Below are 24,468 nucleotides of genomic sequence, written 5' to 3'. Positions count from 1 at the left end.
ATATAAAGAGCTAATCCTAGTGAAGGAGTTATTTATGATTTTGTCTAGCGCTGTGGATATCGTCAGCGAACTTATCGGTTTCATCGTTGATATTCTCAATCAGGCAGGCGTACCGGTAATCTCCAAGTAAGTGGAGCAAAAAATAAGGAGGGTTAAACCCTCCTTATTTTTATTTGCGGGCGAAAAGCCGCCAGCCAAAGAAAAATAGTGCGGACATCACCGTCGCTACGATAAGGAAGCTCCAGTGCGGCAGGCGGCCGTTGACGAGCATCCACAGCGCCATACCGCCCACGACGGTGCTCAGCCAGACGATTCCGCCTTCCTTCCACTTGCCTTGCGCTTTGGTAGCCAGGATGATGACCCAGCCGATAAGCGCGCCTACGGCCCAGGGCCAAAAGGCATCTACCCAGGTGGAAAAGCTCAATCCGCCGTGGGCGAGGCGGGCAGCCACGGCGAAGAGCATCAGGGCGATGATATCGATAATGGGGGCGATTCTCATGCGTTTTCCTTTCGGTTCAAGGCGGCGTAGGTAATGCCCTTGCGGGCATAGTGCCAGAAGTAGATTAGCCAGCCAATGATGGTGATCAAGGCAAAGGAGATAAGGCGGTAGATGATGGCCGCGCCGGTAGCGTCCACCGCGGTCATACCCGTGGCCACAAGAGTGGCGATGATCGCGGCTTCCACCGTACCGAGGCCGGCCGGCGTGACCTGAGCGGAACCGGCAAGCTTAGCGGTGAGATAGGCCAGCGCCACGCCGGCCATCGTCGTGGTGTCCTCGCCCGCGTGCAGCGCTGGCAGGTGGCCGGTAACGGCCCACACACAGCCCCATAGCGAGACCATATCGATCAGGCGGTTGGCCAGGGAGTAAAAAGATACCCAGGCGAATTGGCGGCGGGTGAGGTGTACCTCTTCCAGATTCTTGACCTGGTCTACGAGGGCCTCGCGCTTGGAGCCTTTAATGAGCTTCTGGCGGTTGAGCCAGCGAATGATTTTATCCGGGTGATTGGTCAGCCAGAAGAGGCCGCCAGAAAGCGCCAGCATGAGCACCAAGGTGCCGATGAGGGACCAGAGCGCCATATCCGCGTTCAGAAAGAGCACGCCGCCCAAGCCAATGAGCACGAGCCACATCGTGGAAATTGCAGAGGACAGCACGAAGAACCAGCCACACAGCATGACGGACGCGCCCCATGTGCGCTGCACGTAGAAGGTGAGGATGGCGGAAAAGGCCGGGCCGGCCGGAAGAGTGGTGGACCAGGCATTAGCGGCCAACGTCAGTGCTGCGGTTTCTGCGGCCGGCACCTTGATGCCGCCGGCTCGAATGAGCAAGCGCATGACCTCGCCCATGGCGAGTACCGCCACGATGGAGGCGATGACTACGAGTACTATCGCAGCGGGATCGGAGTGGGACAGCCGCGAGAAGCCTTCGCGCAGGAAGTCCAGCTCATCGCGGAAGACATAAACCAAGACCAGCAGGACGATGAGCGAGGCGATGAGGCGCAGCCAATTCTTCACTTACTTACCCCCTTCGAGGCGTTTTTTGAGTTCAGTGAAGGGAACAGTCTTGCCGCGGTGCGTCGCACCGCCAGTCAAAGTGGTGGTGGCGTGGCGCAGCCAGCTAGGGGCCCACCAGTTATCCTCGCGCAGCAAGTGCATGACGGCCGGAACGAGGAGCATGCGGACAATGGTGGCGTCGATAAGCAGGGCAAAAATCATGCCGTAGGCAATGTATTTCATCATCACGATATCGGAGAAGCCGAAAGCGCCGGAGACCACGATCATGATGAGCGCCGCTGCGGTAATAATGCCGCCGGTATGCGCGGTGCCGGCCGCAATAGACTCGTCGGTGGAAGCACCGCGTCGGCGGGCCTCCACCATGCGGGAGACCAAAAAGACCTCGTAATCGGTGGACAGGCCGTAGACAATGGCGATGATGAGCACCAAAATCGGGCTCATGAGCGGGCCGGGCGTGAAGTTGAGGATGTCCGAGCCCAGGCCGGCAACGAACATTAACGTCAGGATGCCCAGCGTTGCGCCCAAGGTCAGCAACGTCATCACAATGGCCTTGAGCGGCAGTACAAAGGAGCCAAAAACAAGGGCCATGAGCAGGAATGTAGCCAGCACCACGTAGAGCGCCATCCACGGCAGCGTGTGGAAGAGTGCATCGAGGGACTCCACCTCCATGGCGGGAGTACCGCCCACGTAGAGGTTCACACCCTCAGGGGCCTTGACCTTTTCCAGTTCGTGCACAATCTTCGCGTAATCATCGCGGTCTTCAATGCCGGCGGAAAGGACGGTAGTGCCGTCCTTGGTGGCAGTCGTCGGCGCCATGGGCTCGGTGAGGCCGTCGAGGCCGCGGACCTGCATGACGACGTCGACAAGCTGCTGGTTCGAGGCATTTTCTACCACGAGCTTGACCGGCTCCGTGCGGAAGGCCGGGAACTCTTCGTTGAATTTATCCTGTGCCACGCGGGTGTCCTGGTCAGGCGGCAGGTAAGACTCGTTGATGCCGCCAAAGGTGATGCTCATAATGGGCAGGGTCAGGGCAATGAGCAGGCCGCATACCGCGATGGTCAGCCCGCGGGCATGGCGCATGGCCCAGCGCGGGAGCTTATACCACCAGGTGTCCTGAATAGTGCGTGCCGTCCGCGAGGTGCGGCGCACGGACCAGGTATCGATCTTGGGGCCGAGCATGCCAAAAATGGACGGCAGCACGGTGACCGAAAGGAGCGCGGCCAAGCCGACTGCAGAAATGGACCCATAGGCCACGGATTTCAGGAAGGCCTGGGGGAAGAGGAAGAGACCGGAAAGCGCAACGGCGACCATGGCCGCGGAGAAAACCACAGTTTGACCGGCTGTCGCGGTGGTGGTGGCCACCGCCTCCTCCGTGGAGCGGCCCTTGTCCAGCTCTTCGCGGAAGCGCGAGACCATAAAGAGTCCATAATCGATGGCTAGGCCAAGCCCCAGCAGCGTGACGACGGCCTGGGCAAAGACATTGACCTGCGAGAAGCCGGCCAGGATGGACAGGATGCCCAAAGAGCCCAAGATGGAGAGGCCGCCGACCACCAGCGGCATGCAGGCCGCGACGACGGAGCCAAAGACCACCAGCAGGAGAATACCTACCAGTGGAAGGGCGGCTTTTTCGGCGCGGGAAATATCGTGGGACATTCCCTCATCCAAGGCATCAGCAACCGCGGTGGCACCCGCAATCTCCACCGGTGCGGTGGTATCTGTGAGAGCGCCCTCGATGGCGCGGAAATCCTTCAGCGTCTGCTCATCATCGCCTTTCAGGCCGATAGCGGCGAAAGCCAGCGAGTGATCAGCATTGACCAGGTTCGGGTTCTTCGTGTCGAAGTAGCTGGTCACCGAGTCAATCTGGTCCGGATACTCCGATTTCAACTGCGCCAAGTGCTGCTTGGCGGCGTCGAAGTTCTCATCGGGGGAGTGGAAGAGCAAGATGACATCGCCGGAGTTATCGCGGCCGAATGCTTCCTGCTCGATCTGGGCCGCGCTTGTCGACGCCGCATTGGGATCCTCCCAGCCCTCCTGGCTCATGCGGTCTTCGAGCTGCAAACCAAAGCCGATAAAGAGCGCAAGGATAGCGGCGACGATGACGGCGGGGATGAGCCGGCGGTGCGCATAGGAAAAACGTCCCCATTTTTCAAACATTGGGGCAGCCTCCTAGCGGTTATTAAGCAGCGCAGCCAGGGGACGGAATGGCTGCAGCCATGCACCACCCTCAGGCAGGTTATCCAGGTTCACGCGCGGTAGCGGCTCGCGGAATACACCCTCGATATCTTCCAAGTCCACAAAATTGATGTCTGCGTGGCCTACGGCCCACGCGGCATGCTCATGGAAACCGAGGACCGTCACCGGAAGGCCTGCCGCGATGAGCTCTTCCAAAGGTTCCTGGAAATTCTGGCCATCGGCGGAGGCAACAATCACGCCGGCTAGATCCTCACGGAGGCTTTCGATGTGGTCAAGCATATCCGGATCCACGTCATCATCTTCGTGGATCTTGGGCTTGGCAAAAACGCCGAAGCCTACGTTGCGGATGGCTTCTACCCATGGGCGGATGACATCGGCGCCGCCCGGGGTGACATTAGTAAAGACATCGGCGCGCGGCTCCGCATCAACGTCCTGGGCAAGGTGTACCAGCCAGCGGCCGATGGCGTCGAAGCGCGGGCGGTGTGCGGCGGTGGGGCGGCCACCGAGCAGGGAGCCTAAGCCCATGTCCATATTGGGCGCATCCCAGACAAGTAGGTAGGTGCTCATTTATTTCTTCTCCCAGAGATACTCCGTGATGACGTGTTCTTTATCTAGGCCCTTGCCCTCAAACTTGGTGATGACCTGACGGTCCACCAACTGCGGGCACTCTGGCCACGGCCAGCCCTTGTAATCCAGGCTCGGCTCTACGTCCACAAGCTCATCGATCCACTCGGCGTATCCGGCATGGTCGGTAGCAACGTGCAGCACGCCGCCCTTCTTCAGGCGGGAAGCAAAAAGATTGAGTGTGCCCGACTGGATGATTCGGCGCTTGTGGTGGCGGGCCTTTGGCCAGGGATCCGGGAAGAAGACGCGGATGCCATCAAGGGACTCCGGGGCAAACATGCGCACCATGACCTCGATGCCATCGCCGCGAATCATGCGGATATTGTCGATGCTCTCGCGCTCGATCTGGCCCAGTAGCTTGGCCAAGCCCGGCTTGTAGAGTTCGACGGCGATGATATTGGTATCGGCTTCTTTCGGCGCCATGGCAGCGGTAGAAGTACCCGTGCCGGATCCGATTTCTACGATGGTCTTGGCGCCGCTGCGGCCAAACCAGGCGTCGAGGTCAATGACCTCGTCTTCCAGTGTGCGGCCTAGTTCTGGCCAGCGCTTTTCAAAAAGCTCATGCTGATTTTCGGTCAGCGTGCCGCGGCGGAAGGTGACGTTGCCTAGGCGTGGGTAGTCGAGCTCGTTGTTGAATACGGCATTGAAGTCGGTCTGTGGTGGGCGACCTGGAGGCATTTCTCCAGCGCGGGTGTTTTGAGAGTTATCTGTGTTATTCATTGCGGCCTATTTTTCCCTGCTTAGCCCTGTCAAGCAATACGCCGCGCCGTGGGTCACGTGTGGCGAGGTCAATCCGGGTATAACCAGTGGTCCCGGTTGGGGGTGGAAGATGATCGTTTTGATTGCCGCTGGGGAGGGTAATAGACCCCCAGACAGGGGGATGGGAAAAGGCGATTTTTAACACAGTATCTGTGGTTGCGCTTGGTGAAGTTCTGGTAAACGCGGTGGATATAACCGGTGTGACAAAATCTGCGCAAATTATTCGGACAAGCACGTTAATCTTGAGGTGAAAGGCACAGTTGGGGATTTATTTCCCCAATTTTCATACCCACCCTCAGGAGAATTACTAATGACCGCCACTATCCCAGGGCTCGTCGGAGAGCTGCCGACTAAAAACGAAAAGCTTATCGGCTGGATCAGCGAGAACGTTGAGCTCTTCCAGCCGGACCAGGTGGTCTTTGTAGACGGCTCCCAGGACGAGGCTGACCGTTTGGCCGCAGAGCTGGTGGAAAAGGGCACGCTTATCAAGCTGAATGAGGAAAAGCGCCCTAATTCCTACCTGGCTCGCTCCAACCCTTCCGACGTTGCCCGTGTGGAATCCCGCACCTTCATCTGCACCGAGCACGAAGATGGCGCTGGTCCTACTAATAACTGGGCACCGCCTGCTGCGATGAAGGAGGAGATGACGGAGGCATTCCGTGGCTCCATGAAGGGCCGCACCATGTACGTGGTTCCCTTCTGCATGGGCCCCATTAGCGATCCGGAACCAAAGCTAGGCGTGCAGCTGACTGACTCCGCCTATGTGGTGCTCTCCATGCGCATCATGACCCGCATGGGTGCGGAAGCCTTGGACAAGATTGGTGCGGACGGCGATTTCGTCCACGCCCTGCACTCCGTGGGCGCCCCACTAGAGCCAGGCCAGGAAGATGTGGCGTGGCCATGCAATGACACCAAGTACATCACCCAGTTCCCTGAAACCAAGGAAATCTGGTCCTACGGCTCCGGATACGGCGGCAACGCCATCCTGGCGAAGAAGTGCTACGCGCTGCGCATCGCTTCTGTCATGGCCAAGGAAGAAGGCTGGATGGCCGAGCACATGCTCATCCTGAAGCTCACCAACCCAGAGGGCAAGAAGTACCACGTTGCGGCCGCCTTCCCTTCGGCATGCGGCAAGACCAACCTGGCCATGATTACCCCGACCATTCCGGGCTGGAAGGCTGAGGTCGTCGGTGACGATATTGCTTGGCTGCATCTGCGCGAGGACGGCCTTTACGCCGTCAACCCGGAAAATGGCTTCTTCGGCGTGGCCCCTGGCACCAACTACGATTCCAACCCGATTGCCATGCAGACCATGGAGCCGGGCAACACCATCTTCACCAACGTTGCGCTTACCGACGACGGCGATGTCTGGTGGGAGGAGATGTCCAAGGAGGCGCCAGAGCACCTCATCGACTGGACCGGCGAAGACTGGACTCCGGAATCTTCTACAAAGGCAGCGCACCCGAACTCTCGCTACTGTGTGCCGATTTCCCAGTGCCCGAGCGCCGCTCCGGAGTACGACGACTGGCAGGGCGTGAAGATCGACGCCATCCTCTTCGGTGGCCGCCGCAAGACCACCGTTCCGCTGGTAACCCAGGCCTTCGACTGGAACCACGGCACCATGATCGGTGCCCTGCTGGCTTCCGGCCAGACCGCTGCAGCAGAGGGCAGCGTCGGCACCCTGCGCCACGATCCGATGGCTATGCTGCCGTTCATTGGCTACAACGCTGGTGACTACTTGCAGCACTGGATCGATATGGGTGAAAAGGGTGGCGACCGCATGCCGTCTATCTTCCTGGTTAACTGGTTCCGCCGTGGCGACGACGGCCGCTTCCTGTGGCCGGGCTTCGGCGAGAACTCCCGCGTGCTCAAGTGGATCATTGACCGCATTGAGGGCAACGTTGAGGCCGAGGAAACCGTCGTGGGCCACACCGCCCGCGCCGAGGATATCGACCTCGAGGGCATCGACTTCGATATCGAGGACGTTCGCGCCGCTCTTGCCGTCAACCCGAAGGACTGGGAAGGCGATATGCAGGATAACGCCAGCTACCTCAACTTCCTGGGCTCCCGCGTGCCGTCCGAGGTGTGGGACCAGTTCCACGCCCTGAAGGAGCGCGTAGAAAACGCCTCTTAAGAACCAGGCTTAACTAGCCCCCAGCGACGTCAGCGTCGTTGGGGGCTACATTTGTAACACCAACGTCAGGTTAGACACCGCAAACTCCCGCACCCCTGGTACACGGGTGAGCCACCAAGCCCAGCTGGGATGGTAGCGGGGGAAGGCGAGTTTGAGCGCGCCGGTGCTCTTAGCCCAGGCAAGGCCGGCGGAGCAGGGGACGTCGAAAAGCGAGGTGCCAAAGACATTCTTGGGCGGATGGCCGTGGCGGCGGGTATAGCGGTCGCGGGCAAACTCGCCGCTAATGTAGTGCTCCCACAGGCCGGTTTCGTGGCCGCCAAAGGGGCCAAGCCACACCGTGTAGCTCAGGATGGTGAGGCCACCGGGGCGGGTTACGCGCAGCATCTCCTCGCCCATATCCCAGGGATTGGGGATGTGCTCAGCCACGTTAGAGGAATAGACCACGTCAAAGGAATTATCGGCAAAGGGCAGGTTGGTGCCATCGCCGCGCACGGAATTGCTCAAGTGGATACCGGCCGCCGACATTTCGCCCGCATCCGGCTCCAATCCCACGTAGCGGGCGCCGCGCCGGGCAAAGGCGTCCGCAAAATAGCCTGGGCCGCCGCCGACATCGAGCACCCGTGCCCCAGAAAGCTGCACGCCCAGGTCGCGGCCGAGGTTCTCCACCAGCGCGGCCGTATCCTCCGCGAGCCCGCCGTAAAAAATCTCCGGGCGCGTCTGTTCAAAGCGGAAGGAACGCAGCAGCTGAATGGAGCGGCGGAGCGTGGCCATCTCACGGGTATGTCTCATAACCCACTAGGCTAATACCTCACGATGAAGATTCTTTTACTATGCTGGCGCGATTCCACCCACCCGCAAGGCGGTGGCTCGGAGCGCTACTTGGAGCGCGTGGGCGAGTACCTGGCGGCCCAGGGTCACGAGGTGGTCTTTCGCACCTCCAAGCACATGAATGCCGCGCGCCGGGAGGTGCGCGACGGCGTGCGCTATAGCCGCGGCGGCGCCAAATTTGGCGTGTATCCGCGTGCCTGGGCGGCGATGCTGGCCGGCCGCCTGGGGCTGGGAGATCTGCGCGGCGTGGATGCGGTGATTGATACACAAAATGGCATCCCCTTCTTCGCTCGGCTGGTGTCCGGGGCGCCGACGGTGCTGCTTACTCACCATTGCCACCGCGAACAGTGGCCGGTGGCAGGCCCTCTCCTCGGCCGGCTCGGTTGGTTCCTTGAGTCCCGGGTGGCCCCGCGCGTATATCGCGGCGCTCCCTATGTCACCGTGTCTGAGGCCTCCCGCGAGGATTTGGAGGCGCTGGGTATTAAGGGCGCGCACATCATCGCCAATGGCCTGGACCCGGTTCCGGACCATGTTCCTTCCCTGGAACGAGAGGCCGAGGTGCACCTGGTCACGCTCTCGCGCCTAGTGCCACATAAGCAGATCGAGCATGCCATGGATACGGTGGCGCAGACCCCGGGCGCGGTCCTGGACGTCATCGGCTCCGGCTGGTGGGAGGCTAACCTGCGCGCCTATGCCGAGGAACATGGCGTGAGCGATCGCGTGCGCTTCCGCGGCCAGGTGACCGAGGACTATAAGCATGCCCTGCTCGCCCGCGCCGATGCCTTGCTTATGCCCTCGCGCAAAGAGGGGTGGGGTTTGGCAGTAATGGAGGCGGCCCAACATGGAGTCCCCACTGTAGGTTATACATTTGGCCTGCGTGACAGCGTTATTAACGGCAAGACCGGCATCCTGGTAGAGCGCGAAGAGGACTTCGTGGCGGCCACCAAGCAGCTGCTTGCCGACGCCCCACTGCGCCGCACCCTCGGCTCCAACGCGCGGGATTTTGCCGCTAGCTTCTCGTGGGAGAAGACCGGCGAGCAGTTCGCGGAATTGCTGCAAGGGCTAGTAGCGGACACGCCATCCACAAAGCGGTAAGCGCCCACGGAACCTGCGGCCGCGGCGCGTTCGTTTCCGCGGCTATGGCACCGTCCACCACGACTACGCCAATGCCGATCTCGGCCAACCGGTCCATATCGTGCTCTTCCCACGCGCGCAGTGCCGCGCGGTACTGCGGCGAGGCTTGGTCCACCACGGTCCCGTCTACGCTTAATTCCCCCGATTCCACCATGGCCACCGCCTTGGAGTAGGGGTCGACGGCCACGCCGCCGGGAACCTCCACGAGGTTGGCGCGGTCTGGGAAGAAGGCCACGCGGCCGTCAATCGCGCGCACCAACTGCTCATCTATCCCCGTATCCCGCGGCGCGAGTACCGCGAGGCGTCCCGGAACGGGCAGCAGCTGCACGGTCGCAGCCACGGTTGCCAGTGCCGCTGGCAGATTCGGCAGCGCCCCCAGCGAGGCCACATAGAGCGGCAACGCCAACATGGTCAGTTTCCCGCTATCGCGCAGCAGCGCCGCCCCCGGTACGTGATCGATGGACCACACCAGCGCGCCGGGAACCAGCCAGAAGAACATCGCCCCGCCGAGCCCCATCGCCGCGAGGACGCTTAACCGCGCGGGAACCCGCCACGCCCCGAGCAAGGCGATGACTGCCACGATGACACCGCACACAGCGAACCCGATGGCCGCTTCCGCATTCCATATGCCGCCGAGTCGCAGCAGCGCGCCCGCGGTGCCGACGTAGTCTTCTGCCCGCGGGCCAAACGCGGCCACCGCCGCTGCGGTATCGCCGGGTGCGGCGGGATTGAACATGCCCGGAATGGCCCACGGCACACACAAGATCACGCCGCCGAGGGCTACCCGCTTGCGGCAGGTCACCGCCGCGGTCACCACGGCAAAGAGACCACCCGTAGGGGTAAGCGATGCTCCCCACATAGCTAGCCACGCCACCCAGCTGCGTTGTTTTCCTGCCCACGCGATGACCGGCAGCAGCCACGCAGCCACCGCAAGCGACCACTGGCCCTGCAAGAGACGCTCGATGACGAAGGGATTGGCCACCGCCACCGCCATCGCGCTCACCGCGGCGACCGTAGAGCGTGCCCAGCGCGCCGCGGTGAGCGCGGAGGACGCGGCGGCGGCAAAAATGAGCACCCGTGCCGCCCACGCGCCGCCTACGAGAGCAAGGAAACCGTCTTGCGGTGCGTTGCGGGCAGGCAGACTGCCGCCGCCAAAGGCAGAAGGGGAAAGCGCCGGATGGTCAAGCAATGCCATATCGCGCCACAAGAACTCGCCGGGCAAAGCAAAGGGCCAGCACACCGCGGCCACGAGGAGGACGCCCCATGCGAGGAGTAAAAGACGCCTAGCCTTCACGATGGCGGCGCATGTACATATAGGCAGCACAGAGCAATAGACCAACGCCGATAGCCTTGCCGGCCCAGCCGACCACCATCAAGGCGCGAATGGTGCGAATGACCGGACGCACCTCATTCAGGCGCTCCGCCCGGGTCTCATCGGACCAGCGCAAATCGGCGGCAAAGATGGAACGGTCCTCTGTATCATCATTCGCCACCATGGTGCCGGCCTGCTTTTCGTCCGCGGCGAAAAAGATCTTGATGTTCTCGCGCAAATCCACCATGGTGCCGGTGGTCGGCTCGACGGAGATATCGCGGCCGATGGTGTAGAAGGGTTCCACCGTGACCCGGTCAGTGGCATCTAAGCCGAGGAGTTCGCGCGACTCGGAGTCGTAGAACCGCTTCGCCGGCCCGGAGATGCGGAAATCCTTGGCCGCTAGTTGCTTATTGCCGGTGCCGGTATCGACCTCAGTGGTAATGCTTTTGCGCATATCAGCCAAGGAAATGGGCTGGATATCGTGGTGGAAAGAATAGGTAGGGATACCGTCGAGCCTTTCCATCGTAGTGAAGTCCACCGCCGTGGAGGATTGCGTCGCTAGATCGAAAAACGGATAGGAGCGCTGCTCGGTACCGGAGGGAAAGAAGTAGTTGATTCCATCGCGCTCGAAGTCGGTACGGGCCATGCCGGTATCCAGCGCCGGTAGGACAAAGTCCCATTTATCCTTTGGCGCAGCGACTGGGTAGGTGGACTCGCGGTTCAACACGGAATGCTCCGTGATTTGGGCAAGGGGAGTATTGCCGGCGAGCAGGCGAGAGAGCGAATCGGAGTTAGCGAGCGCATCATCTTCTGCCACCTCAGAGGTGGTGGTATTGCGCTCGATAGTGAGCAGGTCGTGGTGCAGATAGCACCACATGGGTGCCTGCTTTTCTTGGCACTGCGGGTCCTTGCTATCGCCAGAGGCTTTGTCCCCGGCGATGAACTCGGGCGCTTCCATCCACACCCCGGCCGACGGCGCGGTGACGGTGTTGATGTTTTGGTCGAAGGCCAGCGGCCGAGTCTGATTGTTATACAGCGGCGGCACCACGGTGCCCAGCACCAAGAAAATGACGGCGGCAATGACAACCCACGCCAGTGGCGAGCGTGGCCAAAGGTAGCGTTTCATTGCAGTAAAATGTCCAATCAGTTTCAGGTCGATCCGGGGTTAGGAGCAAGCGTGCAGCCGCAGGCATCTGTGAAAAGCGTACCCCAGCATCTGCCGGAGCTAGACGGTTTACGCGCGGTCGCTTCCCTTGGAATCATTGTCACCCACGTGTCTTTTCAAACCGGAACCGGGTGGGGCTTTGCGGGACGCTTCGACTTTTTTGTCGCTGTTTTCTTTGCCCTTAGCGCCTTCCTCTTGTGGCGTCGCCGCGGCTTGCACACCTTATCCGGCTACGGGCGCTCGCGCGCGGCGCGCCTGTTACCGGCATATTATGCCTGCGTGGTGGCGGTGATGCTCCTGCTTCCCGACGCCCACTCGCTCACCCTCACCCAACTGCTGAGTAACCTCACCTCCACCCAGATTTATGTGGTGGACGGGCTAGCGCCGGGGCTTACCCACCTGTGGTCGCTATGCGTGGAGTTCTTCTTCTACCTTGCCCTGCCTTTGTTGGGGTGGCTCCTCGGTACGCTGCCGCGGCGCTGGCGGGTAGCGGCCATCGCGCTCGGCGCTGTGATTAGTTGGGCTTGGGGCTTCGTTCCCTTTGTGGCCGATTACACCAAGGATCAGGTCAATTCGCAGATTTGGCCGCCGGCATATGCTTCGTGGTTTGCCGTGGGAATGCTGGCCGCGGAATGCGAAGAAGCTGGTGTTAGCCGGCGCGTGCAACGCGTATTGCGGCCGCGCTGGGCATGGTGGCTCGCGGCAGCGGTGGTGCTGTGGCTTGCCAGCCGCGAGTGGTTCGGGCCGCAGGGGCTGGTGCATCCAGAGCCAGGTGAATTTTCCCGCCGGATCATTGCGGGAGCGGCCTTTGCCGCAGTCGTGGTGATACCGGTAGCGCTCGCCCCACGGGATAAGTCTTGGCTGACCAGCCCGCTCATGCAAGCACTGGGCGCGTGGTCCTATTCCATCTTCTTATGGCATGTGGCCATTCTGGGACTAGCGTTTCCGCTTACCGGGGTGCCGCTGTTTAGCGGGAAGCCCCTGGACTTTTGGGTGATTTTGGCTGTAACGGTGGTGGCCACCGTGGTGGTCTCGGCCGCGAGCTATACGCTCATCGAGCGTCCCGGCCGGGATCTTCTCCTCGGTCGGAGACAAAAAGACAGGCCACGCCCGCGGCACACAAGCAGCTAAGCAGGAGCGAACCGCCCGCATAGGATCCCGATGTCCACGGCGCGCGGGCGAGGATCGCCCCGGCCGCCGCTACAACACCAGGCGCGAGGTAGGCGCGTGGGATGGTGGTCCAGCGCAGCACCAACCAAGCGGCAACGGCCGCCACCGCGGCCGGCCAGCCGGTGAGGGCCAGCGCGCCGAGTGCGACCACGGCCGGGGCAGCGCCGCCGTGCGGCGCGCGCCAAGTGGGCTGGGACGGGCGCCGCATGGCCGCCAGGATGCTCAGGCCGAGGGCAAGTAACCCCAGCGCACCGCCGAAGAGGAGGGTGGCGCGGTAAACCGGTTGGGCGCTAAAGGTCATGCGGAAGTCGCCGGAGCGGCCGGCCGGAATGACAAAAGCTTGGGTGGCCGCATCGATCTCGCGCGGGGCGAGCTCTTCCTCGCCTAGGTAGCCGCGTAAGCCCTTATTGAAGGCGCGACCGGTGACCAAGAGGCGATCCTCATCAGCGGCTGCAATCGAGTACCCGGTGGGCTTGGAAGAGCCTGCTGGTTGCCAGCCCTCCTCGCGCAGGCTTACCCACGGCCCCGTGGTGCGCACGCGGTGCGTGCCAGGGCTGAGGGTGAGGGAAGCGCCGGGGGAGTAGCGGTGGGCGTCGATAAGCACGGGCTTGGTGGAATCCACCGTCACGCGCATGGGGCGCGGCGCCGTGAAATCGCGGATGAGCACGCCGGTATCCTGCAGCATGCGCTGGAAGAAGAATTGGTGCACGTCAGGCGAGGTATCCGGGACGGTCACCACGCGCTCGACTGGCTGACCTTCCACTCCTAACTCCGCGATGCCGGTGCGGTGGGATAGCTCTACGCGGATGGCCTCGGTATCGCCGCCGGGAACGCGGACTTCCTGCGAGCGGAAGGGCTGTAAGTCCACGTCTACGGCCGCGCTGCCAGAGCGCACGGTCACCGTGGTGGCGCTGGTGGCCATGAGCTTGAGGCGCGGCTGGGTGAAAGATCCGCGCAGCTCAATCCACCCGGAGTCATCGCCCGGCGCGGGCCACCAGGCGGTGGAGTTTTCCCCATCCACCGCGGCCGTGGCGGACTTTTTGGGCTGGGCCCCGCCAAAGGCCGTGGCATCGGCGGCCGAGGAAGAGACTGCTACCGAACCGCCGTGGGTTTCCACCTGGGTAAGCGGCCCAGCGGAGGGATAATCGCGCAGGCGGTTATTCACGTGGCTGGGGTCGTCCGCGGCCATGGGCGCGGAGATGGGGCCATCGAGGGTGCCGTAGTTGCGGTCTGTGAGCGTCGGGGTATCGGTGACGATATCGGCGTCGTGATCGACGAGCTGGCGGGTGGTGGGGGTGGAGTGGGCGTCGAGAAGCGCCAAGGCTTCCCCGCCGCCGGCCACGCGCACTGGGTCCGTGGTCCCTAAGGACATGCCGGCGTGGTTGAGCAGGATGACATCGACTTCGCCGAAGCGATGGACTTCGCCGCCAAACTTGCTGGCCAGCACCTCGTCCTCGCCGGTGAAGAGATCGTGGCGCACCATGACCGCGCCGATGCCCAGGCGCTGAAGGGAGCGCACGCCGGTAGCCGGATCTTCCTTGAGTGCGGCCATGACGCCGTCGAGCCCGCGGATGGCCTCTGGGGGCACGAGCGGAATGGCATCGCGCACGGCCCAGGGGACATCGAGTAGCGGCTGGGCCGGCTCGTCGCGCGTCCATCCCCAGGTCTGCCGGGCAAAGGAGGCCTCCGGGTAGATAAGGGTGCGGGTATCGGCGGCATGGGTATTGATAAAGTCCGTGGCCTCGTGCCAGTAGGAGGGCACCTCTTTATAGGCGCCCAGCGGCAACAAGCGCTGCGACCACGCGGGGGAGACCACCGCGATGCACAAGAGCAGCGTCAGTGCACCCACCGTCTGTTTCTTGGTGGGGCGCAAGCTCCTCGGTAGTGGAAGATGGGCGCAGGCTCGCGCCACGCCCAAAAGAAGTGGGATGCGCACCAGCGGATCGAACTTATGCAGGTTGCGCAGCGCGGCCAGCGGCCCATCGAGTGCATCGAGGTACCACGCCACCTGGCAGCCCAGCACAGCGATGCCCACCACCAGCATGACGGACCACACGCGCGGCAGCTTGGTGAGCCCGTACATGCCCACGGCTGCGATTCCCATGGTGACCAGCACAAAGAAGGACTCGGTGGCTAGCTCATAGCCGGCAACGCGCTCGGTATCGACAAACGGCGTCCAGCTCGTGGTGCCGCGCAGAATCTCTGGCAAGTTGAGCCAGCGCGTGGTCACGCGCGCGGATTCGATGAATTCCGTAAACGGCGGGGCATAGCGGCCTAGCACGACGAGCGGGCCGATCCACCACGCCGATACCGCCAGGCAGCCTAAGAGCCAGGCCGCGCCGGGCGTGAAGGCGCGGCGGTAGAGCAGGATTACAGCGGCCGGGATACACGCCGCGATGGTCGCGGTGGCATTGACCGCACCCATCAGCGCCACCGGGATGGTGGCCGCGGCGGCATCGCGCCAGGTGAGCTTGGCGTTGAGGAAGGGCAGGATAACCCAGGGAGCGAGCATGACCGGCCAAGTCTCAGAAGAAATGGCGGTCAGGGTGGAAAGAGTGCGCGGCGAGAGCGCGTAGAGCATCGCTGCAACCCAGACCCACCAGCCACGCAGGCCCACCTTGCGGCCGAGCTTATGGAAGCCGATGAAGCCGACGCTTAAGACCAGTAGCCACCATAGGCGCTGGGCCACCCAATCGGGCAGGGGCTGGGTTAAAACGAAGAAAGGTCCCTGGGGAAAGAGATAGCCATAGGCCTGATTCTGCAGCTGCCCCAGGGTAAAGGTATCCGTATAGGCGCTTAGCGCCCCGCGGAGAAAATGCAGCGGATCGGCCGCCAGATCATGCTTGGTATCGGCCGCAGTCAGCCCCCACGGCTGCACGAGGAGGATGAGCGCTAGGGCAAGAATCCCCAGCGGGTAGGGGCGGGCAAGCCGCCCGCGGAGGGTACGCACACCTAGTTGCGGGATCCGTACTCAGGGCCGCCCAAAACCGCATCGGAAGCAGAAACCGCATTGCCTTCCGGCACAGTATCGGTGCCGGAGAATTGTGCGATGCCGATGATGGTGATGACGCCGAGCGCGATGCCCACAACAGCGCTACCGATGGCAGGGCCAAGGGTGCGCTTGTTCAAAGAATCGGTTTCCAGAGCCATGGCTAAAGATACTAGCAGCTATTTAGAAGTATTCTGCCTCATCATCGTCCGCGTCATCCTCGTTTTCCTGCGGCACGATGAACACTGGGAGGCCGGCATTGCGCACAATCTGGTCGGCGGTGGAGTTGGTCCACCACGCGCGGAAGCCGGTCAGGGCGCGGGTACCGGTGACGATGACGTCTACGTCCAGCTCATGCGCGGCATCAATGATGGCGGAGGAGATGGTGGTAGCGGATTCCACTAGGTGGGCGCGGCCGGCTAGGCCCAGGCTTTCGGCCAGCTCGATGCCCTGGCGGCAAATCTTTAGCGCCTCTTCATAGGCCGGATCCTCTTCGACGCCATCCGGGGAAACGGTGGACTGGTGCATTCCGGTGCGGCTGACGGCGCGTGCGGTCTGCCGGGCTACCGGCTCCCAGGCGGTGAGGATTTCTACCGTGGTGGGCCGCAGCAGCTGGGCCGCGTACTCGAGGGCGCGGCCGGCTCGTTCGGTGCCATCGTAGGCAATTAGCATTGTCTCGCCGTTACTCATGTCACTAGTCTACCCACCGCTTGCGACAGAACGCGAGGAATATTGCACACTAGAAGGCATGAAAACTCCGCGCATCCTTGCCAGCCTCGCCCTCGTGACGGCCCTGGGCGCCTGCTCTACCTCCACCCAGGAGAACAACGAGAGCCAGGGCTCCACCACCCCGGCTGCGTCGAGCTCACCTGCCGCAACGCAGGAAACGCACGAAGAGACCTCGCAGGAGGCCGCCCCGCAGCAGGACATCCGCGCCATGGCTGCGTCCGTGCTGATGCCGCCGGTCACCAATTACGACGACGCTAAGGCCAAGCTGGAGGCCGGTGTGGGCGGAATCTTTATCCCCAGCTGGGCGGATCCAAACCTGCTGCAGGAAGAGGGTCGCGACATTAATGCCCTGCGCCAAGAGGTAGGCCGCGACTTTGAGGTCTCCATCGATTTTGAGGGCGGGCGCGTGCAGCGGTTTTCCGACGTCCTCGGGGAGTACCCTTCCCCGCAACAGATGGCGGCCGAGCGTTCCCCACAAGAGGTGGAGCAGCTTGCGCACGAGATGGGCACGAGCCTGAAGGCGCATGGCATCAACGTGGACTTTGCACCGGTGCTTGACGTCGATGGCAATGGCCTAGAGGTGGTGGGAGATCGATCCTTTTCCACCGATCCGGTCCAAGCAGGCGAGTATGGCGCGGCCTTTGCCCGCGGGCTGGATTCCGCCGGGGTCAAGGCCGTATTCAAGCATTTCCCAGGCCACGGCCGCGCTTCTGGCGATACCCACCTGGCCGAGGCCGTTACCCCGCCGCTAGAAGAACTAGAAGGCCACGAGTTCATTCCCTTTAAGACTGCCCTTCCCCAAGCGCCCAATGCCGCGCTCATGATGGGCCACCTCGCCGTGCCCGGCCTGGGCGATGGTCAGACTCCCGCTTCCATCCTGCCGGAAGCCTATGGCCTGGCCCGCGAGACCCTGCAGTACGACGGGCCCATCTATACCGATGACATCGGCGGCATGAAGGCGATTGCGGATTCGCACCCGCTTGCCGACGCCGTCGTGGCCTCCCTCAATGCCGGTGCCGACATGCCCCTGTGGTCCACCGAAGGCGACATTAATGCGGTGATCGACGCCGTTGTTGGCGCCGTCGACCAGGGCCGCCTGCCACTCGAACGCCTTGCAGATGCCGCCCGCCATGTCAGCGCTCCCCCGGCCAGCGCTGCACCCGAGCCCGCACAGGACTAGGAAAAATGCCACTAAAACCGTTAACCTTTAAGGCGTGAAAAAGGCAGAAGGAAAAAACGGTGCTAAAGGCTGGCTCATCGCGCTCGGCGTATTGGTCGGCCTTGTCCTGATCGCGGGTATTGCTTATGCCTGGGATGTCGCAGCAAACCAGGACAAGATTCCGCGCGCCGTTTCCGTCAACGGCGTGGATATCTCCGCCATGGATCGCACCGCCGCCGTGGAGAAGCTCGAAGATGAACTGGTGGGCGTAGAAACCGAGCCTGTGAGCGTCACCTCCGGCGACCTCCACACGGAACTCGTCCCTTCCGAGTCCGGCCTTGCGCTGGATAACCAGCGCGCCGTGGACAATATTGAGGAGCCTTCCCTCAATCCTTTTACCCGCCTGTATAGCTTCTTCCGCCCCACCCGGGATATTCCGGTAGAGACCAACGTGGATGAGGCCCAGCTGCAACCGGCTCTGGACCGCGTGAAGAAGGAGCTCTCCACCGATCCAGTCGATGGCATGTTGGAGCTCAACAATGGTGAGCTCAAGGTCACCGACCCCAAGCTCGGCCAAACCGTGGATGCCGGCACCCTGCACAATGCAGTTACGGATAATTGGCTCGATTCCGAGGGCGTAGACGTGGACCCAGAAGAGGTAGAGCCAGCCATCAATGATGAAGCTATCGAGGCCATGCGCACCGGCGATGCCGCCAAGGCGCTGGATAATCCCATTACCTTGAAGGCCAAGAATAATGTCACCGCTACCCTGAATAAGCCGGAAATCTCCCAGTTCACCAGCATTGAAAAGAAGGACGGTAAGCTCAAGCTCGCCGTGGATACCAACCGCGCGCAGGAGCTGTTGGCCGAGCGCTCCGAGGGCGCCGATGTCCCCGGCGTAAATGCCAAGATTTCCTTCAACGGCAACGACAAGCAGATCACCCCGTCCGAAGACGGCGAGATCATCGACTGGGAGCCGACCATGAAGGACTTTGACAAGCGCGTGACCGGCGATGACCGCGAGTGGGACGCTACCTATAAGCCGGACCCAGCCAAGTTCACCACCGACGATGCCAAGAAGGCGACCTTCAACGATACCGTCGGTGAGTTCACCACCGAGGGCTACTCGGCTGCCTCGGGCAAGAACATCGAATTGGTGGCCCAGCAGGTCAACGGTGCCGTGGTCAACCCGGGCGAGACCTTCTCCCTCAACGGCCACACCGGCCCGCGCGGTACTGCCCAGGGCTACGTGGAATCCGGCATCATTATTGACGGACACTCCGGTTCCGCCGTCGGCGGCGGCATCTCCCAGTTCGCCACCACCTTGTACAACGCTGCCTACTTTGCGGGCATGGAAGATACCGCCCACACCCCGCACTCGTACTACATTTCGCGCTACCCCGCCGGCCGCGAAGCCACCGTTTACGAAGGCGCCATCGACCTGCAGTTCACCAATACCTTCAACACCCCGGTCCGCATTGAGACCGACTTCGGGGGCGACAAGATTACCGTGCGTTTGAAGGGCACCAAGACCGTCGACGTCGAGTCTGTGAACAACGGCCGCTGGGCTAAGACCGACCCACAACCTATGTCCGTGCCCGGCAGCGACTGCTCGCCTTCTTCTGGCGCGCCGGGCTTTACGACGTCCGATACCCGCATCATCAAGGACCTAGGGGGCAAGGAGCTTTCCCGCGAGACCACCACCACGGTTTACGACCCGCAGCCCATCGTCCGCTGCGGCTAGTAGCCTCGGCGCTATGGAAGAACGAACCCTTACCACGCTCATATTCGGCAACGTGGTCATTGAGTCCAACCTGCGCGGGGCAGAACTTCGTATCTACAGCGAAGACTGGCGCGGATATCAGCGCCGCACCGATTGTGGGATGACGTTCCGCGCCCCGCTAGAGGACATCCGTGGCACCGTTCCTGAGCGCGACCTAGCCGCGCTCACAGAGAAATTCTTCGAACCAGCCGCCGCAGAGTTGGAAGCACACTATCCAGGCGGGGTAGAACGAGCACAAAAAGAACTGGCCCAGTGGCTAAGCGCTACTGACTAGCACGATATTGTCCCCCGAAAATTGGAGCCGACGACGGGAATCGAACCCGCGCTAGCAGCTTGGGAAGCTGCAGTTCTACCATTAAACTACGTCGGCACTGCGCGCTTGCACGCTCCGGCCTACTATACACCGCGGCCTTCGGCATGAGTAGAATTGGGGCCGTGCTTCTTTCAGATCGTGATATCCGTGCCGCCATTGACGCCGAAGAACTGGGCATCGAGCCCTTCGACAGCGAACTTATCCAGCCCTCGTCCGTAGATGTGCGCCTGGATAAGTATTTCCGAGTCTTCAATAACTCGCGGTACACGCATATTGACCCCAAAGAGGAAATGCCGGACCTCACCACCTTGGTGGAAGTAGAAGAAGATCAGTCCTTCATCCTGCACCCAGGCGAGTTCGTGCTGGGTGCCACGCTGGAAAAATTCACCTTGCCGGCAGACTTGGCCGGTCGCTTGGAGGGCAAGTCTTCCCTCGGCCGCCTGGGATTGTTGACCCACTCCACCGCGGGCTTTATTGATCCAGGTTTTTCCGGCCACATCACGCTCGAGCTTTCTAATACCGCCAACCTGCCTATCGCCCTGTGGCCGGGCATGAAGGTGGGTCAGCTGGCAATCTTCAAGATGACTTCACCAGCGGAAAGCCCATATGGCACCGGCTCGCTGGGCTCGAAGTACCAGGGGCAGCGCGGCCCGACGCCATCGAAGTCTTACCTGAATTTTCGATAGGCTTAAACCGGCATTCACATAGAGCCTCTAATATGGGGCTTTATGCGTATGACTGTAATCGGCACCGGATACTTGGGTGCAACCCATGCTGCCTGCATGGCCGAGCTCGGCCATGAAGTACTAGGCGTGGACGTAGATGACAATAAAATTTCCGCTCTTAGATCGGGCAAGGTTCCGTTCTATGAACCGGGCCTGCCGGAGGTTCTCGAGCGCAATATCGAGGCCGGCCGCCTCGACTTCAGCACGGACTATGAAGAAGCAGCCGCGTTCGGCAACCTGCACTTTTTGGGCGTAGGTACCCCGCAGCGCCGCGGTTCCTATGCGGCCGATATGACCTACGTGAAGGCCGTGATCACGGATCTGGTGCCCAAGCTCAAGGGCGATCACATCATCTTTGGTAAGTCCACCGTTCCGGTAGGAACCGCGGCGGAGCTCCAAGAGCTAGCCAATGAGCTTGCCCCAGAAGGCACCACCGTGGAAATCGCATGGAACCCGGAGTTCCTGCGTGAGGGGTATGCCGTCAAGGACACCATCACCCCAGACCGCATCGTTCTCGGTGTGCGCGAGGGCGAAAGCCGTGCCGAAGAGGTAGCGCGCGAGGTTTATGCTCAGCCGCTATCGCAGGACACCCCATTCATCGTGACGGATTGGCAGACCGCCGAGCTGGTCAAGGTCTCCGCTAATGCGTTCCTGGCCACCAAGATTTCCTTTATCAACGCCGTTTCTGAGATCTGCGAGATTGCAGGCGCGGACGTTACCGCTCTTGCCGACGCCATTGGGCTCGACGAGCGCATCGGCCGCAAGTTCCTTGGCGCCGGCCTCGGCTTTGGTGGCGGCTGCCTGCCCAAGGATATTCGCGCCTTCATGGCCCGTGCTGGCGAGCTTGGCGCCGACCAGGCGCTGACCTTCCTGCGTGAGGTGGATGCTATCAATATGCGCCGCCGTGACCGCGTGGTGGACCTTGCCAAGGAAGCCTTCAATGGCTCCCTGCTTGGCCACCGCGTGACCGTATTGGGCTGTGCGTTTAAGCCGAATTCCGATGACGTGCGCGATTCGCCCGCCCTTGCCGTAGCCGGTTCCCTGTCGCTGGCTGGCGCGGCAGTAACCGTCTATGACCCAGAAGGCATGGACAACGCCAAGAAGGTATTCCCAACCTTGGATTACGCCGCGGACACTGACGATGCCCTGCGCGAGGCTGAACTGGTGATTTTGGCTACCGAGTGGAAGCAGTTCAAAGAATTGGATCCGCAGCAGGCGGGCCAGCTTGTGGACAATAAGCACATTATCGATGGCCGCAATGTGCTGCCTGTCGCAGACTGGCAGCAGGCGGGCTGGAAGGTCGAGGCCTTGGGGCGCACCCTCTAGGTCCTCTACTTCTGAGATACAAAGGCTGAGCAGCGTGATTATTGCGCTGCTCAGCCTTCTGCATAAGGGCCCTAAGATTGTGCGCGCTGTGGCACTGTGAAAGCTGCAATGGCTGTAGTGATGGGAACCGCGAGGGTCAATGCCATCGCACCTACTCCGGAACGCAGCAGCTCCGTTGCGACGAGATCGCTGCTTAAAATCTGGCCTGCGGGGCGCTCCGCTGCGGTGATCAACATGAGCAGTGGCAAGGTCGCACCGGTATAGGTCAGAATTAGCGTATAAACCATTGAGGCAATATGGTCGCGGCCCACCTTCATTGCGGAGAGGAAAAGCTGTGAAGGGCGAGCATCAGGGTCCGCTCCGTGGAGTTCGGTAATGGTGGATGCTTGGGCCACGGCGGCGTCGGCAAGGCTGCCCAAGGCACCGACCACAAAACCGCATAAGAGCACGCCCACGATGGACACGTTGGGCATATAAAGAAGTAGCTTCAGGTTGTCCTCGGAACTATAGCCTTGTAGCTGCGAACTATCGATAGCGGCCCACGCTAACGCTGCTGCAAGAATGAGAGCGATAAGGGAGCCGCCCACCGCCGATGCCGATTTCCAATTCAGTCCATGGACGAGAGGAACGGCGAACAGAATGATGGCGGAACAGGCAACAAGGGCGGACCAGAGGGGGTTATGGGCGTCGATAAGAGCGGGGACGAGGAACGCAAAGATCACGCCTAGGCTGAGCGTCAAGCCGATAAGGGCGCGCACGCCATGCCAGGCCGCAAAAGCGATAATGACGACGGCCACGATAACTGCCCACAGAGCTAGGTTTCCGGTGCGCTGATAATCAGCGAAAGCATAGGACACAGCACCGGAAGGGTCATTAGCCTTGGAAAGAACAATGTTGTCGCCCGGTTTGAGCTGCGGATCGCCGGCATTGCCGTAGGTGACCAATTGGGTCATGCGTCCTTCGTCCTCGCCGGAGGTGATGTTGACTAGGGCACGGTCGCACTGCACTTCCTCAGTCCCAGGAATAAGTGGCGGCGTATCGAAGGCCTGCCCAGTAAGTTCCGATTGGCAAGCCGAGTGGTCTGTCGTATCGACCGTGCCCTCCACCTGTGGGTGGTTGAGGGCATAGGTTTGCTGAAACTCAGTGGAGGTGTGCTCGGAAGCTGGACTCTGAGGCCACAGCACTGCCATGCCCGCAATGGTGGCAATAAGCGCTGTGACGAGCACACCGAGCAAAGTTAATCGCCATGGATGCTGAGTTATCGAAGCAGAGAGCCGACGCCATGAACTAGGGGTCGGCTGAGGTTTAGGTCCCGCAGAATGTCTTCCCATGCACCATATTGTTATGGATTATCACTATCGTTAGCAACTGGTGGGAAACTACTGCTTGTAGCTCACTAGGAAGTTACCTAGGCGCTCAATGGCGTTTTCGATTTGGGATGCCCACGGCAGCGTCACCACGCGGAAGTGATCCGGGTTCGGCCAGTTAAAGCCGGTGCCTTGCACCATGAGGATCTTTTCTGCCTTCAAAATATCCAGCATGAGCTTGGCATCATCATGAATCTCATACACGTTCGGATCCAAGCGCGGGAAGAGGTAGAGCGAGCCCATGGGCTTTACCGCAGAAACGCCCGGAATCTCGTTGAGCTTTTCGTAGGCAATATTGCGCTGGCGCAAAAGGCGCCCGCCGGTACCGGTGAGCTCGTAGATGGACTGCCGGCCACCTAGCGCCACCTGGATAGCGTGCTGCGCCGGCACATTCGGGCACAGGCGCGTTCCGGCGAGAAGCTCCAATCCCTCGATGAAGCCACGGGCGTGGTGTTTAGGGCCGGTGAGCACCATCCAACCAGCGCGGTAGCCACACACGCGGTAGGCCTTGGACAAGCCATTAAATGTGATGGTGAGCAGGTCTGGGGCGAGCGAAGCAATGGAGATATGCTGCGCGCCGTCATAAAGAATGCGGTCATAGATCTCATCAGCCAAGATGAGCAGGTTATGCTCGCGGGCGATGTTGACAATCTTCTGCAAAACTTCGCGCGAGTAGACCGCACCCGTTGGGTTATTCGGGTTAATGACCACGATGGCCTTGGTCTTATCCGTGATCTTAGACTCGATGTCCTCGATCGATGGGTTCCAGTCGTCCTCCTCATCGCACAGGTAGTGCACTGGGGTACCGCCTGCCAGGGACGTAGCTGCGGTCCACAGCGGATAATCCGGCGCCGGAATGAGAACCTCATCGCCATTATTAAGCAGCGCCTGGGTGGTCATGCTGATGAGCTCGGAGACGCCATTGCCCAAGAAGACATCGTTGATATCAAAGGGCGGAAAATCTTCAAGCTCGTAGCGGGTAACAATGGACCGACGAGCAGAAATGATTCCCTTGGAGGTGGAATAGCCCTGGGAAGTAGGCAGGGCAGCGATCATATCGCGCATGATGACATCGGGAGCCTCGAAGCCAAAGACGGCTGGGTTACCGGTGTTGAGTTTCAAGATGGTGTGCCCATCGAGCTCCATGCGTTCCGCTTCCGCAGAGACCTCGCCGCGAATGTCATACGCGACGCCCTTGAGCTTGTCGGACTGGTCAAAGATGCGGTGTTTCGGAGAAGTCATGGGA

General features: G+C 61.3%; 21 protein-coding genes and 1 tRNA gene. 8 read left to right on the top strand and 14 right to left on the bottom strand.

All coding sequences use genetic code 11. The features are described 5' to 3' along the window. Nucleotides 1–169: 169 nt before the first annotated feature. The 5 genes from MHY22_RS06435 to trmB are packed head-to-tail and all read right to left on the bottom strand — an operon-like array spanning nucleotide 170 to nucleotide 5,049. Nucleotides 170–499, bottom strand: coding sequence for a DUF3054 domain-containing protein (locus tag MHY22_RS06435; protein ID WP_239278585.1), 330 nt, complete (start codon nucleotides 497–499; stop codon nucleotides 170–172). Further along, nucleotides 496–1,512, bottom strand: coding sequence for a YbhN family protein (locus MHY22_RS06430; protein WP_239278584.1), 1,017 nt, complete (start codon nucleotides 1,510–1,512; stop codon nucleotides 496–498). The genes MHY22_RS06435 and MHY22_RS06430 overlap by 4 nt, the downstream gene beginning before the upstream one ends. Next, nucleotides 1,513–3,666, bottom strand: a complete 2,154-nt coding sequence (locus MHY22_RS06425; RefSeq protein WP_239278583.1) for an MMPL family transporter — start codon at nucleotides 3,664–3,666, stop codon at nucleotides 1,513–1,515. 12 nt (nucleotides 3,667–3,678) lie between these two features. Further along, nucleotides 3,679–4,272 carry an NYN domain-containing protein gene (locus tag MHY22_RS06420; protein ID WP_239278581.1) on the bottom strand — a complete coding sequence of 198 codons (594 nt, stop codon included), beginning with the start codon at nucleotides 4,270–4,272 and terminating at the stop codon, nucleotides 3,679–3,681. Further along, nucleotides 4,273–5,049: a tRNA (guanosine(46)-N7)-methyltransferase TrmB gene (trmB, locus tag MHY22_RS06415; protein ID WP_225746315.1), complete on the bottom strand. Its 777-nt coding sequence runs from the start codon at nucleotides 5,047–5,049 to the stop codon at nucleotides 4,273–4,275. Between the two features lie 349 nt (nucleotides 5,050–5,398). Between trmB and MHY22_RS06410 the strand changes: the two genes are divergently transcribed. Then, nucleotides 5,399–7,222 (top strand): phosphoenolpyruvate carboxykinase (GTP), encoded by a 1,824-nt coding sequence (locus MHY22_RS06410; protein WP_239278580.1) that lies wholly within the window; start codon nucleotides 5,399–5,401, stop codon nucleotides 7,220–7,222. A 45-nt stretch (nucleotides 7,223–7,267) separates the two neighbouring features. Here MHY22_RS06410 and MHY22_RS06405 read toward each other — a convergent pair whose 3' ends face one another. Further along, a complete protein-coding gene (locus tag MHY22_RS06405) occupies nucleotides 7,268–8,011 on the bottom strand; it encodes a bifunctional 2-polyprenyl-6-hydroxyphenol methylase/3-demethylubiquinol 3-O-methyltransferase UbiG (protein ID WP_239278579.1) in 744 nt (247 codons plus the stop codon). 24 nt (nucleotides 8,012–8,035) lie between these two features. Here MHY22_RS06405 and MHY22_RS06400 point away from each other — a divergent pair, with 24 nt between their 5' ends. Beyond that, nucleotides 8,036–9,145, top strand: a complete 1,110-nt coding sequence (locus MHY22_RS06400) for a glycosyltransferase family 4 protein (RefSeq protein WP_239278578.1) — start codon at nucleotides 8,036–8,038, stop codon at nucleotides 9,143–9,145. On the opposite strand, the gene MHY22_RS06395 is transcribed toward MHY22_RS06400, so the two are convergent. Both MHY22_RS06395 and MHY22_RS06390 read right to left on the bottom strand, forming a co-directional pair. Further along, nucleotides 9,060–10,433 (bottom strand): hypothetical protein, encoded by a 1,374-nt coding sequence (locus tag MHY22_RS06395; RefSeq protein WP_239278577.1) that lies wholly within the window; start codon nucleotides 10,431–10,433, stop codon nucleotides 9,060–9,062. The two genes, MHY22_RS06400 and MHY22_RS06395, sit on opposite strands and share 86 nt — an antisense overlap. Nucleotides 10,434–10,467: 34 nt before the next feature. Next, a complete protein-coding gene (locus MHY22_RS06390) occupies nucleotides 10,468–11,622 on the bottom strand; it encodes a porin PorA family protein (protein WP_239278576.1) in 1,155 nt (384 codons plus the stop codon). A 9-nt stretch (nucleotides 11,623–11,631) separates the two neighbouring features. Here MHY22_RS06390 and MHY22_RS06385 point away from each other — a divergent pair, with 9 nt between their 5' ends. Then, nucleotides 11,632–12,792 (top strand): acyltransferase, encoded by a 1,161-nt coding sequence (locus MHY22_RS06385; protein WP_239278575.1) that lies wholly within the window; start codon nucleotides 11,632–11,634, stop codon nucleotides 12,790–12,792. On the opposite strand, the gene MHY22_RS06380 is transcribed toward MHY22_RS06385, so the two are convergent. Genes MHY22_RS06380 through MHY22_RS06370 form a run of 3 tightly spaced genes read right to left on the bottom strand, consistent with a single transcriptional unit; the run spans nucleotide 12,713 to nucleotide 16,510 of the window. Beyond that, nucleotides 12,713–15,781: an alpha-(1->3)-arabinofuranosyltransferase family protein gene (locus MHY22_RS06380; protein ID WP_239278574.1), complete on the bottom strand. Its 3,069-nt coding sequence runs from the start codon at nucleotides 15,779–15,781 to the stop codon at nucleotides 12,713–12,715. The two genes, MHY22_RS06385 and MHY22_RS06380, sit on opposite strands and share 80 nt — an antisense overlap. A 2-nt stretch (nucleotides 15,782–15,783) precedes the next feature. After that, a complete protein-coding gene (locus tag MHY22_RS06375) occupies nucleotides 15,784–15,981 on the bottom strand; it encodes a DUF2613 domain-containing protein (RefSeq protein ID WP_005325448.1) in 198 nt (65 codons plus the stop codon). Nucleotides 15,982–16,003: 22 nt separating this feature from the next. After that, nucleotides 16,004–16,510 (bottom strand): universal stress protein, encoded by a 507-nt coding sequence (locus MHY22_RS06370; protein WP_049359996.1) that lies wholly within the window; start codon nucleotides 16,508–16,510, stop codon nucleotides 16,004–16,006. A 58-nt stretch (nucleotides 16,511–16,568) separates the two neighbouring features. Between MHY22_RS06370 and MHY22_RS06365 the strand changes: the two genes are divergently transcribed. Genes MHY22_RS06365 through MHY22_RS06355 form a run of 3 tightly spaced genes read left to right on the top strand, consistent with a single transcriptional unit; the run spans nucleotide 16,569 to nucleotide 19,765 of the window. Further along, nucleotides 16,569–17,729 carry a glycoside hydrolase family 3 N-terminal domain-containing protein gene (locus tag MHY22_RS06365; RefSeq protein WP_239278573.1) on the top strand — a complete coding sequence of 387 codons (1,161 nt, stop codon included), beginning with the start codon at nucleotides 16,569–16,571 and terminating at the stop codon, nucleotides 17,727–17,729. 34 nt (nucleotides 17,730–17,763) lie between these two features. Further along, nucleotides 17,764–19,452, top strand: coding sequence for a VanW family protein (locus MHY22_RS06360; RefSeq protein ID WP_239278572.1), 1,689 nt, complete (start codon nucleotides 17,764–17,766; stop codon nucleotides 19,450–19,452). A gap of 13 nt (nucleotides 19,453–19,465) precedes the next feature. Continuing rightward, entirely contained in the window at nucleotides 19,466–19,765 is a 300-nt protein-coding gene (locus MHY22_RS06355) for a hypothetical protein (protein ID WP_239278571.1), read from the top strand. Between the two features lie 22 nt (nucleotides 19,766–19,787). On the opposite strand, the gene MHY22_RS06350 is transcribed toward MHY22_RS06355, so the two are convergent. Further along, nucleotides 19,788–19,861: transfer RNA gene (locus MHY22_RS06350), tRNA-Gly, on the bottom strand. Between the two features lie 65 nt (nucleotides 19,862–19,926). On the opposite strand from MHY22_RS06350, the gene dcd reads away from it, so the two are divergent. Together dcd and MHY22_RS06340 are read left to right on the top strand one after the other, a co-directional pair. Further along, nucleotides 19,927–20,490 (top strand): dCTP deaminase, encoded by a 564-nt coding sequence (dcd, locus tag MHY22_RS06345; RefSeq protein ID WP_005329405.1) that lies wholly within the window; start codon nucleotides 19,927–19,929, stop codon nucleotides 20,488–20,490. A gap of 42 nt (nucleotides 20,491–20,532) precedes the next feature. Then, a complete protein-coding gene (locus MHY22_RS06340) occupies nucleotides 20,533–21,855 on the top strand; it encodes a UDP-glucose/GDP-mannose dehydrogenase family protein (protein ID WP_239235618.1) in 1,323 nt (440 codons plus the stop codon). 71 nt (nucleotides 21,856–21,926) lie between these two features. Here the strand turns inward: MHY22_RS06340 and MHY22_RS06335 are convergent, their stop codons facing one another. Further along, nucleotides 21,927–23,090 (bottom strand): YibE/F family protein, encoded by a 1,164-nt coding sequence (locus MHY22_RS06335; RefSeq protein ID WP_239278569.1) that lies wholly within the window; start codon nucleotides 23,088–23,090, stop codon nucleotides 21,927–21,929. Between the two features lie 144 nt (nucleotides 23,091–23,234). After that, a complete protein-coding gene (locus tag MHY22_RS06330; protein ID WP_179387070.1) occupies nucleotides 23,235–24,464 on the bottom strand; it encodes a pyridoxal phosphate-dependent aminotransferase in 1,230 nt (409 codons plus the stop codon). Between the last annotated feature and the right edge of the window lie 4 nt (nucleotides 24,465–24,468).

This window comes from Corynebacterium sp. ACRPO, assembly GCF_022347205.1.
GTDB lineage: Bacteria > Actinomycetota > Actinomycetes > Mycobacteriales > Mycobacteriaceae > Corynebacterium.
Note: the sequence above shows the minus strand (reverse complement) of the source record. Positions and strands in the feature narration are given on the sequence as shown.